Origin of the sequence: Leifsonia sp. NPDC058194, assembly GCF_042883605.1 — a bacterium.
In the GTDB taxonomy this organism is placed as follows: domain Bacteria; phylum Actinomycetota; class Actinomycetes; order Actinomycetales; family Microbacteriaceae; genus Leifsonia.
The window spans coordinates 1,001,583-1,014,926 of the sequence record NZ_JBHVVL010000001.1 but is presented as its reverse complement, the minus strand read 5'-3'; the positions used below and the strand labels follow the sequence as shown (position 1 = coordinate 1,014,926).

The following is a 13,344-nucleotide window of genomic DNA, read 5'->3' as shown; positions in this document are numbered from 1 at the left end:
CGCTCAGCGCCTGCTGAGCGCGAAGCTGCCGCTGCCGAAGCGGACGACCGACCCCGGGTCGACCTCGTGGCGTGTGTTCGGATCGCAGGCGAACGTGCCGTCGCCGGGATACGAGATCGTCGTGCCGTTCGCCGACCCCAGGTCCATCACCCAGAACACGTCGTCGTACTGCCCGAACGCGAGGTGGGCGCGCGACACCGACTTGGCGTCGTCCGCGAGGGTGATCAGCTCCATGTGCGCCGGGTCGTCGAACTCCGTGCCGGGCGTGTGGACGACCGGGTTGCGGCCGATGACGCCGTTCCCGGACGTCTCCACGTGCTGACCGTCACTGAAATCCAGCACGAACGTGATCATCTCGTCTCCTTCGCCTCGGCCGCTCAGACCGCGCTGAGCGGCACCCTCACCGGACGTGCGTCGCTCATGAACCGCTCCACGTCCGGATCGACCGTGATATCGCTCGGGCGGAGCGGACGTGTCAGGTACAGCCCGTCGAGGGTGGTGATGCGGCTGAGCGCCACATAGGTCTGCCCCGAGGTGAACGCACGCGTCCCCAGGTCCACGATGGCCGCGTCGTACGTCTTGCCCTGCGACTTGTGGATCGTCACGGCCCACGCCAGCCGCAACGGGAACTGGGTGAACTCGGCGACCACGTCCTTCGTGAGCTTCTTGGTCTCGGGGGAGTAGCTGTAGCGGAACTTCTCCCAGCTGGTCGGCTCGACCTCATGGATCTCGCCGTCGACGTCGACGTAGACGGTGGAGTCGATGCGCGTCACCGTGCCGATGGTGCCGTTGACCCAGCGCGGGCCGTCGCCCTGCCCGACGTCGTTGCGCAGGAACATGACCTGGGCCCCCACCTTGAGCTCGAGCGACTCCTCGGCCGGGTAGTTGCGGCCGCCGAAGTCGCCGCTGATCTCGGCCTTCGCCGTCAGCGCCCGGCCCGGGAGCCGGTCGAGCGCCTGCGCGTTGATGCGGTTGACCGTGTCGTTGCGTGTGGCGAGGGTGATCGTCCCGTCGTCGGGCGCCGGCCGGGCGCCGACCTCGTTCAGCCGGTCCGCGATCTCCTTCGTCACCTGCCCGTGGCGCACGGCGTTGAGCATGAACCGGAAGTCGGACTCGTGCTGGCGATGCACCTGGAGCAGCTCGACGATGCGGAGGTCGGCCTCCTGCCACACCTTCGCGTCGAAGAACCACATCGAGCGGTAGGTGTCGCGGAAGTAGGCGCGCTCCTCCTGATCGCCGGGTACCGGAGCGAGCTGATACGGGTCGCCGAAGAGCACCACCTGCACCCCGCCGAACGTCTCCGCGGGGCGCTGCCGGGCCTGGCGCAGGCTGCGGTCGACCGCGTCCATCAGGTCGGCGTTGACCATCGAGACCTCGTCGATGACGAGCGTGTCGATGGTGTTCAGCAGCTTGCGCAGCTCGACGGTCTGCTCGATGTCGTGGTCGGCGATGACGCCGATCGGCAGCCGGAACAGCGAGTGGATGGTCTGGCCGCCCACGTTCAGCGCAGCCACGCCCGTGGGCGCCGCGATGACGATCGACTTCTCCGTGTTCCAGGAGAGATGGTTGAGCAGCGTCGACTTACCGGTTCCCGCACGCCCCGTGACGAAGACGTGCTCCCGTGTGTGCTCGATCAGCTCGAACACCGCTTGCTGCTCCGGCGAGAGCGAGAGTCGGCCCATCCGAGTCCCTTTCCCCTCGCGCGACCTGCCGATCTACTCTAACCCGCCCCGGCGCCCCGGTCCCGCTCTGCACAGGCCCCTAGGATGTCCTCATGGCTGGGGATGAGTCTGGGCGCAGGACGCGCGCCCTGATCCTCTGGTCCGGGATCGGCCTCCTGCTGATCCTCGCCCTCGTCGCCGCTTTCGCCGCCGTGGAGCGCACCTACTACAGCGCCTCGGGTTTCGTCACGGGCTACGTCCAGTCGCTCGCCGCCCACGACGTCGCCTCCGCCCTCGCGATGCCCGGCGCGGCGCCGAGCTCCACGGCGCTGAAAGACGCGGGACTCCCCGCCGACGCGTCGCACGAGCTCCTGCGCGCCGACCTCCTGCCGCGCATCGCCGACATCGCCGTGACCGCCGATCGGACCCTCGCCTCCGGCGCGCACAGCGTGACCGTCCGGGCCACGTCCGATGGGCATCCCGTCACCGCGACGTTCACCGTGGAGCAGGCGGGTTCGGTCCTCGGCGTCCTCCCGCTCTGGCGTTTCGCCACCACCCCCCTGACGGTCGCGCACGTGACCGTCGCCCACGCGCAGGACTTCACCATCGCCTCGCACAGTGTGAGCCCGCGTGCGGCTGCCCCCGATCAGCCGGCGACCGCGTTCAGCGTCGCCGCGGACTATCTGATGTTCGCGCCCGGACGCTACGAGCTCGGCCACACGTCGAGATACCTCGACGCGGCGCCTGTCGTCGTCCTCGCCACTCCGGCGCGCACCGTCGAGACGACCGTCGACGCGGAGCCGACCTCGGCCTTCACCGATGCCGTGCAGAAGCAGCTGAACGACTTCCTCGACCAGTGCGCCACGCAGCAGGTGCTCCAGCCGGCCGGCTGCCCGTTCGGCGTCGAGATCGACGACCGGGTGCAGGGTGTCCCGACCTGGACGATGGTGACCTACCCGGCGGTCCACCTCACAGCGGGGCAGACCGCGTGGACGATGGACCAGGCCGGCGGCGTCGCCCACCTCTCGGTGACGGTGCAGTCGCTCTTCGACGGGACCGTCGACCAGCGCGAGTCGGACGAGAAGTTCGTCGTCTCGCTCACCAGCGTCGTGATCCGCAGCGACGGGTCGCTCGACATCGTGGTCGGGCAGTAGCCGCTACTGCTTGGCCCCGTCGCGCTGCGCCAGTCGCGCCAGCTGATCGTTGTAGGCCCGCAGCTCGGCGTCGTTCGTGCGGTCGGCGTTCCGGTCGCGGCGACGGGTCTCGCGCTCATCGCTGCGACTCCACTGGATGGCGACCACGATCGCGAGGATGACCGTCGGGATCTCCCCGACGCTCCACGCGATGCCGCCGCCGGTCTGCTGGTCCACGAGAGGCGGATCGCCCCAGGTGCGCCCCATCGCGCCGAACCAGTCGGCGAGCAGGAGGCCGTGCATCTGCATGATCGAGAGGCCGAAGAAAGCGTGGAACGCCATCGTCAGCAGCAGGAGCAGCAGGCGGAACGGGTAGGGCAGCCGGAACTTCACCGGATCGATGCCGATCAGCGACTGCACGAAGAGGTAGCCCGTGATGAGGAAGTGCACGACCATCCACTCGTGCCCGACGTGGTCCGTCGTCGCCCAGCGGAAGATCGGCGTGTAGTAGAACGCCCAGAGGGAGCCGGCGAACAGGATCGCCGCGACGATCGGGTTGGAGATAATCCCGGCGAACCGCGAGTGCACCGCGAGCAGGATCCACTCCCGCCCACCGCGCGAACCGTCGGTGCGCTTGCGGATGGCCCGCGCGGCCAGAGTCACCGGCGCACCCGGCACCAGCAGCAGCGGGACGGCCATCGTCAGCACCATGTGCGCCGACATGTGCGCCGAGAAGAGGTACTTCTCGTAGAGGTTCACGCCGCCGTTGGTGATGTAGAAGAGCAGCGCGATGCCGAGCACCCAGAGCACGGTCCGGTAGATCGGCCACGCGTCACCGCGCTTGCGCAGGCGCCAGACCCCGGCCAGGTAGAAGAAGAGGGCGAAGGCGCAGGCCAGCACCCAGAGCAGGTCGAAGTTCCAGCTGGTGAAGAGCCGCCCCCAGGTCAGTTCCGGGGGGAGCTTGTCTCCAGTGAGGATCTCGGCAGGCGTCGGGGCCGCGGCGCGGGTCTGGGGCACGGGCGTCACCGTGCGGGCGAGGGCGGCAGCGACGCCGGACGCGATGCCCATGAAGGCGAGCTCCGCCGCGACGATCCACCAGAACGTACTGCGCTTGCCGCCCGCCTTGAGCCGGCCGATCAGGATGCGGCGCTGCATGAGGCCGAAGAGCCCCAGCACCACCAGCACGGCAACCTTGACGAGCACCAGGATGCCGTAGGGGGTCGCCAGCTGGGCGAGGTCGCCGATGCGCAGCTCGGCGTTCACGTAGCCGGAGGCGGCCACGACGATGAACGCGATGAGGGCGATGGAGGAGTACCGCTCCATCACGGTGACGAGCCGGTCGCCGCCGAAGACGCCGCGCAGGACGATGATGGTCACCAGCCCGCCGAGCCAGACCGCGGCGAACAGCACGTGGAGTCCGAACGAGGTGACGGCGGCGTCGTGTCCGGCGGCCTCCGCACTGTGGCCCTGCTGCGCCATCGGGACCACGGCGGCCATGGCCAGGATGGTCACGAAGATGAGGGCGGTGTGGTTGCGCACCGCGAAGCACAGCACCGTGACCGCCGCGGCGATCAGCGTGACGCCGAGCCAGGCCTGGCCGAGCGAGACGCTGGTGATGAAGGAGCTGAGCCCGTTGCTGAAGGTCTCGTCGAACGACCACGGGACGTTCGAGACGCTCACGAAGGTGAAGAGGCCCGTCGCCGCGGCGGCGACCGTCATGACGGCCGCGCATCCCGCAGCGAAGTCGAGCGCCTTGCCGAACTCCTCGCGGTCCGGCGCGAAGACGAAGCACACCAGCACCAGCGAGCCCACGACGCCGGACAGACTGAGGTTGACCAGCAGGGTCGCGATCGGCAGCCCCCAGCGCACCAGCGCGCCGGGGTCGGCGAGCAGGGGAGCGGTCGCCCCACCGCCAAAGGCGAGGCCGGCGACGACCGACGCCAGGGCGGCGACGAGCAGCACGGCAGGGCCGATCACACGGACGATTCGGGGCACCCGACCAGCCTACGTCCCCCGGGCTGGGCGACCGCCCACAGGAACGCGACGAGGGCGGCACCGCGATACGCGGCGCCGCCCTCCGGCAAAGCGAGTGGGACTACTTGACAGCAGCCTTCAGCTTCGAGCCCGCGGTCAGCTTGACGCGGTGGCCGGCCGGGATCGAGATCTCAGCGCCGGTCTGCGGGTTGCGGCCGGTGCGGGCAGCGGTCTCGGTGCGCTCGGCGGCGAGCCAGCCCGGGATGGTGACCTTGCCACCGGCGGCGACGGTCTCGGAGATCGTCGCGAAGAACGCGTCGACGACACCGGAGACGGTGGCCTGGCTCTGCCCCGACGCCGCGGCGACGGCAGCGACGAGCTCGGTCTTGTTCAGCGACTTGTCAGCCATTGAGTGTCCTCCTCGGACGTTGTGCTGGATCTACAGCTTGCAGTGGAACAGCCACGGCCGCGGAGGGCCATAACGGTTGGTCGGATGACCGCCTCGAATGTATCAGGAATCCGCGGAAACACGCGGATTTTCGGCGTTTCTCACCGGTCTTTCACCGTAGCGGCGCCCCCGGGGACGACGAAGGGGCGCCCGGCTCGTTGCCGGACGCCCCTTCGTGCGTGGTCTGCTGGTTACCAGCTGGACTTGGTGATACCGGGCAGCTCGCCACGGTGCGCCATGTCGCGGAAGCGCACGCGGGAGATGCCGAACTTGCTGAGGTTTCCACGCGGACGGCCGTCGACGGCGTCGCGGTTGCGCACGCGGATCGGCGAAGCGTCGCGGGGGAGCTTCTGCAGGCCGAGGCGCGCGGCCTCGCGGGATTCGTCGGTGCCGTTCGGGTCGACGAGGGCCTTCTTGAGCTCGGCACGCTTCGCGGCGTAGCGCTCGACGATGACCTTGCGCTGCTCGTTCTTGGCGATCTTGGACGTCTTGGCCATGTTTAGCGCTCCTCTCGGAAGTCGACGTGCTTGCGCACGACAGGGTCGTACTTCTTGAGCACGAGGCGGTCAGGGTTGTTGCGACGGTTCTTGCGGGTCACGTAGGTGTACCCGGTGCCCGCCGTCGAACGGAGCTTGATGATCGGACGGATGTCCTGCTGCTTTGCCATTAGATCTTCTCCCCACGGGCCAGGAGGTCCTTGACGACGGACTCGATGCCACGAGCGTCGATGACCTTGATGCCCTTGGCGCTCAAGGTGAGGGTCACATTACGGCGAAGCGACGGAACGTAGTACGTCTTCTTCTGGATGTTCGGGTCGAACCGGCGCTTGGTGCGACGGTGCGAGTGCGAGATCGAGTGACCGAAGCCGGGAACGGCTCCAGTCACCTGGCACACTGCTGCCATAGCTTTCTTCTCCAATACCGTGAGGCCGGACGGCCTCACCCAAGGTCACTTGTCGGCGCACGACTTCCCACGCTTGGAAGGGTGTGGGGGTCCGTACACGATACTGAGCGGGAGGAGCCCACTCAGCCAAAGAACAACTCTACGACACGCCCGAGCTGCTGGCAAATTGAGCGGAGCAGTTCTCGCACAGGCCGAACACGTCGACGACATGCTGCGCTTGGGTGAAGCCGTGCGCGGCCGCGGCGGCCCGGGCCCACTCCTCGACGGCGTCGGCCTCGATCTCGACGGTCAGCCCGCAGTTGCGGCAGATCAGGTGGTGGTGATGGCCACCGGTGCACGCGCGGTAGAGGCTCTCGCCCTCGGGCGACTGGAGCGAGTCGGCGTCGCCCTCCGAAGCGAGGTCGGCGAGCGCCCGGTACACCGTCGCGAGGCCGATGGGGGAGCCGGCCTCGTGGAGGCTGAGGTGCAGCGACTGCGCGCTGATGAAGCCCTCTGTCGAGGACAGGGCCTCTCGGACGGCCTCCCGCTGCCAGGTGTTGCGCTTCACGAGGCCAGGCTATCCCGCCTGGCTCACGAGACGCCGTGAGCCGCGTTCGCGGCGCACGCCGACCAGCCGGCACACGACGTAGATGACGAAGGAGATGGTGGTGACGTACGGGCTGATCGGCAGCGAGCTGCCGAGCGCCAGCATGATGCCGCCGACGACCGAGACGAGCGCGAACACCACGCTGAGCACCGGCACACCGATCGGGGACGAGGAGACCCGCATCGCCGCGGCGGCCGGGGTCACGAGCAGCGAGAGCACCAGCAGCGCCCCGACGATCTGCACCGAGACGGCCACCGCCAGCCCGAGGAGCACCATGAAGGCCAGGGCGACGAACCGGGTCGGGATGCCGCGGGCGGCGGCGACGTCGGCGTCGAGGCTGTCGAAGGTGAGGGGGCGCCACATCAGGAGCAGCCCGATCAGGACGACGACGCCGATCCCGATGAGCCAGCCGAGCTGCGGGTCGTCGACGGAGACGATCTGCCCGGTGAGCAGGCCGAACTTGTTCGCGCTCCTGCCGGGGTAGAGCGCCAGGAACAGGATCCCGAGCCCCAGGCCGAACGGCATGAGGACGGCGATGATCGAGTTGCGGTCGCGGGCCTTCGCCCCGAGCAGCCCGATCAGGACGGCGGCGATCAGCGAGCCGAACAGGGAGCCGACGACCACGTTCGCACCGAACAGCAGAGCGGCCGCGGCGCCGGCGAAAGAGAGCTCGCTGATCCCGTGCACGGCGAAGGCCATGTCGCGCTGCATCACGAAGACGCCGATCAGACCGCCGACGACGCCGAGGACGGCGCCCGCGAAGATCGAGTTCTTGACGAGCGCGAGCAGCTCGCCGTAGTCGGCGAACGAGAACAGCTGCGACCAGAGGTCGCCCGAGGCGGCGAGGTGGACGATCATGGGGCCGGCTCCGGGTGGGGTGCATGGGTGTGGTCGTGGTGCGCGTGGGTCTCGGAGTCGGGGATGCCCACGACGACGATGCGCCCGCGGCTGCGGATGACGTCGACCGGCGTCCCGTACAGGTCGGTGAGCACATCGCTGCGCAGAACGTCGTCCGGGGTGCCGGTGCGGAACCGGCCGCCGGCCAGGTAGAGGACGCGGTCCACCATCCCGAGCACCGGGTTCACGTCGTGCGTCACGAACACGACCGCGCTGCCGTGCTCGCGGCGGCGGCGGTCGATCAGCTCGCTGACGCCGCGCTGGTGCTGCAGGTCGAGCGACAGCAGGGGTTCGTCGCAGAGCAGCATCGCCGGGTCACCGGCGAGCGCCTGCGCGACGCGGAGCCGCTGCTGCTCGCCACCGGAGAGCGACCCGACGGCGGCGTCCGCGTAGCGGCGGGCGCCGACCGCGTCGATCAGTTCGTCGGTGCGGGCGCGGTCGACCCGGTTGGGGAGGGGGAAGCCCCAGCGGTGGCCGTCGACGCCCAGGCGCACCAGGTCGCGGGCCCGCATCGGCGTCCCGGCGGGGATCAGCTTCTGCTGAGGGATGTACCCGATGCGGCGGTCGCCGCGGCGGACGGCATGGCCGTCGAACGTGATCGTGCCGCCGTCGAGCCGCTGCTGGCCGAGGATGGCGCGCAGCAGGCTGGTCTTGCCCGACCCGTTCGGGCCGAGCACAGCGACGAACTCGCCGGCGTGCACCTCGAGGTCCAGGCCGCTCCACAGCGTCCGTTCGCCGAAGCCGAGCGAGGCGTCGCGCAGCTGGAGCACGACACCTCGATCGGTGGGCGCGGGAACCCGCGCGAGGGGTTCGGTCATTCCCCGAGGGCCTTGGCCACGGCGTCCACGTTCGCGTTCATCCAGCCGATGTAGTCCTTGCCGCTCGGGAGGGTCTCGGTCACCGGCACCACGGGGACGCCGGCCGCCTTGGCGGCGGCGAGCACCTTCTCGGTCTCGGGGCCACTGGTCTGCTCATTGTAGGCGAGCAGCTTCACACCGCCGCCCTGGATGACCGCGAGCATCTCCTGCAGCACGGCGGGAGAGACGTCGGTGCCCGCCTCGATGGCCTCGCTGAACGCCTCGGGGGTCTTGTTCTCCAGGCCGGCGGCCTCGAGAAGGTACAGCGGGACCGGCTCGGTGATGGTGACGCCCTCGCCGGCGTACTGCGTCTTGAGCTGGGCCTCGCGGTTCTCGAGCGCCGTGAGCTTCTCGCCGAAGGCCTTCGCGTTGGCGGTGAAGGTCGACGCCTGCGACGGGTCGACCTTCGAGAGCGTCGTGACCAGCTTGTCAGCCAGCTTCTGGACGGTCGGGAAGTCGTACCAGACGTGCTCGTTGAGCTCGCCGTCGGTCGCCTTCTTGCCCGAGATGTCGACCACGTTGAGCACGGTGCGCTTGTCATTGGGCGCGGCCTTCAGCATGGTGTCGACGAAGTCGTCGTAGCCGCCGCCGTTCTCGATGACGATGTCGGCCTTCGAGATCGCGAGCTGGTTCTGCGCGCTGGCCTCGAACGAGTGGGGGTCCTGCGCGGGGTCGTCCATGATCGAGGTCACCTCGACGGCGTCGCCGGCGATGGTGGAGGCGATGTCCCCGTACACATTCGTGCTGGCGACGATGCGGACCTTCCCGTCATCGGTCGAGGATCCGGAGGAGGCGGCGGAGCAGCCGGTGAGGGCGAGTGCCGCGGCCGCCGTGAGGGCGATCGCGAGGAGGGGGCGCTTCTGCATGAGCGGGACCTGTCTAAGTCTGCGTGGTGTGTGATTCGTGGCGGCACGGAAGTCGGGCCGGTACGAACCTACGCCTTGTTGAGAATGATTGTCAAAATCAACTCTGCGCCTGAAGTGCCAGCCAGGCCAGGGCGCGGTCCTCCGCACTCGTCATCGAGAGCCCGGTCAGCTCCTCGATCTTCTGCATCCGGTTGCGCAGCGTGTGCCGGTGCACGCCGAGCTGCGTGGCCGCGGCCTCCCAGCTCCCGTTCTCGGTCAGGAAGACGCGCAGCGACTGCAGGAGCTGTCCATCGGTCTCCGCCGCGAGCGGGCGAAGGGGTTCCACCAGGGCCGTGACCGCGGACGAGGGGAGCGCGCGCAGCAGCTCCGCGACGCTCGCCATGCGCGCGAACTCCACGGCGGGCCGATCGTCCGCCAGCGCGACACCCACCGCGCGGACCGCCTGCGAGCGCGCTTCGGCGAGCGCGCCCGGAGCCGCCAGGGCGCTGATGCCGCAGCGCACGGGGACGAGCTCGGCCGTCGCAGCCACCACGACGCGGTCGATCCACGCGGCGACGGCCTCCGGCGCGATGACCACGACCACGTCGCCGTCGAGCATCCCCGCCACCGGCGGCAGCTCGAGCTCCTCGAGCCAGTCGAGCGCCTTCGTCTCGAGCACCACGGCGCGCGAGCGCGACTTGACGATGCACACCACCAACTCGCCGCCGGTCAGCCCCCACCGTGCGGCCACCGAGCGCGCGAGCGCGGCAGGAGCGTTGAGCAGCACCTCGACGACGTCCTGACGCGCGAGCTGCTCGAGGCGCGCGTCCCGCGACGGGAAGTAGGTGAGGTCGAGGAGGGCGGCCGCCTGGGTCGCGAGATCGCGGGTCCGGCTGGTCGCTCCGCGCCGAGCCGAGACCACCAGCGTCGCCCGCGGGTCCTCCGCCCGGCCGACCGGGAACGTCTGCAGCTCCGCGTTGCGCTGCCGCCTGCTCCGCAGCGTCGCCGCCGTGATCGCGTCGTCGATGTGGACGCGGCCGGCGCCCACCGCCGAGATCGGCTCGCCGTACCGGTCGACCAGCACCGCCCAGCCATTCAGGAGGCGGGAGAGGGTCGTGACGACGCCCTCGGTGCCGCCGCGACGCGCTGCGAGGGTCAGCGAGATGATCCCGCTCGACACCAGGCGGGCCTCCGCGGCGTCGACGTTGGGAGCGGGGTCGGTCGCAGGGGCGGGTTCGGCCTCCATCGCCACTCCTCTCCTCCGGTCGGCGGCGGCCGGATGACGTTTCGGCGTGCCCGGTGCGAGCGGGTGGACGAAACGGCGGGTATCCGGCGCTGAGCACTGCTCATAGCATTTCCACCATCGTAATGACGCGCCCCGAACCCCTGAGGAACCCGCAGTGAAAGCCATCGTCTTCGACAGCACCGACAGCACCATCGAGTACACCGACGTCGACCTCGCCGAACCCGGCGCGGGGGAGGTCCGCGTGCGCATCGCCGCCGCCGGCGTCTGCCACTCCGACCTCCACGTACGGCGCAACGAATGGGACGCGCCCTCCCCCCTGGTGATGGGACACGAAGGCTCCGGCGTCGTCACGGCCGTCGGCCCCGGCGTCTCGACCCTCGCCGAGGGCGACCACGTCGTGCTCTCCTGGGTCGCTCCGTGCAACGAGTGCCGCTACTGCCTCGCCGGCCACGAAGCGCGTTGCCAGGTCGCCGCCAACGTGGTCGCTCCGAACGGCGTGCTGCAGGACGGCACCTCCCGCCTGTCCATCGACGGCGAGCCCATCCACCACTACCTCGGAGTCTCCTCCTTCGCCGAGGAGGCCGTTGTCCCCGCCTCGGGCGCCATCAAGGTGCGCGACGACGCCCCCCTCGACGTCATCGCCCTCGTCGGCTGCGCCGTCGCGACGGGTGTCGGCGCTGTCACCAACACCGCCGCCGTCGAGCCCGGCTCCATCGTCGTCGTGATCGGCTGCGGCGGCGTCGGACTCTCCGTCATCCAGGGCGCCCGCCTCGCCGGCGCGTCGCGCATCGTCGCCGTCGACGTGCGCGCGGAGAAGACCGCGCTCGCCCGCCGCCTCGGGGCGACGGACGAGATCGACGCGTCCAAGCAGGATGCCGTGGCGGCCCTCCACGAGATCCTCCCCGATGGCGTCGACTACGCATTCGACGCCATCGGCAACACCGCCACCACCGAGCAGGCCATCCGCATGCTCGGGCTCGGCGGGGCCGCCGTCATCGTCGGCCTGCCCCCGACAGGCGCCCGCGCCTCGTTCGAGCCGCTCGTGCTCGCCGAGGCCGACCAGCGCATCCTCGGCTCCAACTACGGAAGCGTGCGGCCGTCGATCGACATCCCCGCGCTCGTCGACCGCTACATGGACGGCGACCTGGAGCTCGACCTGCTCGTCAGCGGACGCCGTCCGCTCGCCGAGGCGGAGCAGGCGCTCGACGCCCTGCAGGAGGGCACCGCGCTGCGCACCCTGCTCATCCCCTGAGCCGCATCCCCTGAGCCCCACCCCACTTCCCCGTCCTCACCCCCCGAAAGGCAGGACACCGTTGTCTTCGACCGAAACCACCACCCCGGCGCGCCCGGACGCGAATGAGAGCGGCCTGCGCCGTGGCGCCATGGGCGGCGCCGAGCTCGTCGCCCAGGCCATCGCCAACATCGCCCCCTCCGCCGTCATCGCCTTCACCGCCGCCGCGATCTTCGTCACGGCGGGCAAGGGCACCTGGCTGTCGTTCGCCCTCGCGACCGTCGTCATCCTGGCCGTCGGCTACTGCATCTCGCAGTTCGCCAAGCGCCGCGCGTCGGCGGGGTCCCTCTACAACTACGCCGCCGCCGGCCTGGGGCCCTTCGGCGCCTTCCTCACCGGCCTCACGCTCGTGATCGGGTGCTTCGGCATCGCCGCGGGCTCGTTGAGCGGTGCGGTCATCCACTTCGGCGCCTTCCTCAACCAGATCGGCGTCGGGATCAGCGGCGTCGCCGGGCAGGTCCTCATCGCAGTGGTGCTGGGCGGGCTGGCCGCGCTCTTCACCGTGTGGGGCGTCCGGGTCTCGGCTCGCGTGTCCCTGGTGCTCGAGATCGTCTCCGTCACGATCATCACCATCCTTCTCGTCATCGCGCTGGCGAACGCCGGCCCCGCGGCATTCGACCCGTCGCAGTTCACGCTGGAGGGCGTGGAGCCGCAGGGCGTCGCGATCGGGATGGTGCTCGCCATCCTCGGCTTCGTCGGCTTCTCGAGCGCCGACGCGCTGGGCCGCGAGGCACGCAATCCCTTCAAGGCCATCCCGCGCGCGATCATGTGGAGCGCCCTCGGCGTCGGCGTCCTGTACGTGTTCGCCGCCTACACGCAGGTCGTCGTGCTCGGCGACAAGCTCGGCGAGTCCATCAGCCCGCTCGACGACATCGCGACCATCGTCGGCCTGCCCAGCTGGTTCAACCCCGTGCTGAACCTCGGGATCGCGGCCTCCTTCTTCGCCGTGGTCGTCGCCCCGCTCAACGTGATCGGCCGCATCGTCTACGTGATGGGTAAGGAGGGCGTCGCGCCGAAGTACCTCGGCACCACGCACGCCAAGCTGCTCACGCCGCACCGCGCGCTGCTCGTCTTCGCGCCGCTGGTCATCCTCGTCCCGGTCGTGCTGTACCTGTTCGGGGTCGACGCGAACGACGTGCTCGTCTGGGTCGACACCTTCGGCACGTTCGGCTACATGGTCGCGTACGCAGCCGTCGCCATCGCCGCCCCGATCTTCCTGCGCCGCATGGGCATCAAGAACTGGCTCGTCTGGCCCTGCGTGGTCGTGGCGGTCGGCGGGATGGCCTACGTGTTCTGGGTGAACGTCGTGCCCGTGCCCGCGTTCCCGCTCAACATCATCCCGCTGCTGTTCCTCGTCGCCGTCATCGCCGGCGTGGGCCGCTACGCATGGGTCAAGAAGAACCGGCCGGACGTCATCGACGCCATCGGCTCGACGGAGACCGACGTCCTGGAGGGCATCGGCTGACGTCTCGCGAGACCTCGGTATCCCCCAACCGAGGAGGC

15 protein-coding genes are annotated in these 13,344 nt (G+C 69.8%); 3 read left to right on the top strand and 12 right to left on the bottom strand.

Translation table 11 applies throughout. The features are described 5' to 3' along the window. Positions 1–3: 3 nt before the first annotated feature. Positions 4–354, bottom strand: coding sequence for an FHA domain-containing protein (locus ACFVU2_RS04880; RefSeq protein ID WP_387871711.1), 351 nt, complete (start codon positions 352–354; stop codon positions 4–6). Positions 355–377: 23 nt separating this feature from the next. Continuing rightward, positions 378–1,682, bottom strand: coding sequence for an ATP-dependent RecD-like DNA helicase (locus tag ACFVU2_RS04875; protein WP_387871709.1), 1,305 nt, complete (start codon positions 1,680–1,682; stop codon positions 378–380). 92 nt (positions 1,683–1,774) lie between these two features. Here ACFVU2_RS04875 and ACFVU2_RS04870 point away from each other — a divergent pair, with 92 nt between their 5' ends. After that, positions 1,775–2,815 carry a hypothetical protein gene (locus ACFVU2_RS04870; RefSeq protein WP_387871707.1) on the top strand — a complete coding sequence of 347 codons (1,041 nt, stop codon included), beginning with the start codon at positions 1,775–1,777 and terminating at the stop codon, positions 2,813–2,815. Positions 2,816–2,818: 3 nt separating this feature from the next. Here the strand turns inward: ACFVU2_RS04870 and ACFVU2_RS04865 are convergent, their stop codons facing one another. From ACFVU2_RS04865 to ACFVU2_RS04820, 10 genes are all read right to left on the bottom strand, one after another. After that, complete coding sequence (locus ACFVU2_RS04865) at positions 2,819–4,789, bottom strand: cytochrome c oxidase assembly protein (RefSeq protein WP_387871704.1); 1,971 nt, start codon at positions 4,787–4,789, stop codon at positions 2,819–2,821. 100 nt (positions 4,790–4,889) lie between these two features. After that, positions 4,890–5,177, bottom strand: a complete 288-nt coding sequence (locus ACFVU2_RS04860) for an HU family DNA-binding protein (protein WP_021760167.1) — start codon at positions 5,175–5,177, stop codon at positions 4,890–4,892. Positions 5,178–5,407: 230 nt separating this feature from the next. Beyond that, positions 5,408–5,713, bottom strand: a complete 306-nt coding sequence (rpsN, locus tag ACFVU2_RS04855; protein ID WP_271177651.1) for a 30S ribosomal protein S14 — start codon at positions 5,711–5,713, stop codon at positions 5,408–5,410. A 2-nt stretch (positions 5,714–5,715) separates the two neighbouring features. Then, entirely contained in the window at positions 5,716–5,883 is a 168-nt protein-coding gene (gene rpmG / locus ACFVU2_RS04850; protein WP_021760158.1) for a 50S ribosomal protein L33, read from the bottom strand. After that, a complete protein-coding gene (gene rpmB / locus ACFVU2_RS04845; protein ID WP_387871699.1) occupies positions 5,883–6,119 on the bottom strand; it encodes a 50S ribosomal protein L28 in 237 nt (78 codons plus the stop codon). Before rpmB ends, rpmG begins: the two co-directional genes overlap by 1 nt. A gap of 139 nt (positions 6,120–6,258) precedes the next feature. After that, the gene (locus ACFVU2_RS04840; RefSeq protein ID WP_387871696.1) at positions 6,259–6,666 is read right to left on the bottom strand and encodes a Fur family transcriptional regulator; all 408 of its coding nucleotides are present in this window, start codon (positions 6,664–6,666) and stop codon (positions 6,259–6,261) included. A gap of 9 nt (positions 6,667–6,675) precedes the next feature. Continuing rightward, on the bottom strand, positions 6,676–7,563 hold the full coding sequence (locus tag ACFVU2_RS04835; RefSeq protein ID WP_387871694.1) for a metal ABC transporter permease: 888 nt from the start codon (positions 7,561–7,563) through the stop codon (positions 6,676–6,678). After that, positions 7,560–8,420: a metal ABC transporter ATP-binding protein gene (locus ACFVU2_RS04830; protein ID WP_387871691.1), complete on the bottom strand. Its 861-nt coding sequence runs from the start codon at positions 8,418–8,420 to the stop codon at positions 7,560–7,562. The genes ACFVU2_RS04835 and ACFVU2_RS04830 overlap by 4 nt, the downstream gene beginning before the upstream one ends. Next, a complete protein-coding gene (locus tag ACFVU2_RS04825; RefSeq protein ID WP_387871689.1) occupies positions 8,417–9,325 on the bottom strand; it encodes a metal ABC transporter solute-binding protein, Zn/Mn family in 909 nt (302 codons plus the stop codon). Before ACFVU2_RS04825 ends, ACFVU2_RS04830 begins: the two co-directional genes overlap by 4 nt. 97 nt (positions 9,326–9,422) lie before the next feature. Further along, complete coding sequence (locus ACFVU2_RS04820; protein ID WP_387871686.1) at positions 9,423–10,550, bottom strand: PucR family transcriptional regulator; 1,128 nt, start codon at positions 10,548–10,550, stop codon at positions 9,423–9,425. Positions 10,551–10,704: 154 nt separating this feature from the next. Here ACFVU2_RS04820 and ACFVU2_RS04815 point away from each other — a divergent pair, with 154 nt between their 5' ends. Together ACFVU2_RS04815 and ACFVU2_RS04810 are read left to right on the top strand one after the other, a co-directional pair. Further along, a complete protein-coding gene (locus ACFVU2_RS04815) occupies positions 10,705–11,802 on the top strand; it encodes a zinc-binding dehydrogenase (RefSeq protein WP_387871684.1) in 1,098 nt (365 codons plus the stop codon). A gap of 61 nt (positions 11,803–11,863) precedes the next feature. Next, positions 11,864–13,306: an APC family permease gene (locus ACFVU2_RS04810; protein WP_387871681.1), complete on the top strand. Its 1,443-nt coding sequence runs from the start codon at positions 11,864–11,866 to the stop codon at positions 13,304–13,306. The last annotated feature ends 38 nt before the right edge of the window (positions 13,307–13,344 follow it).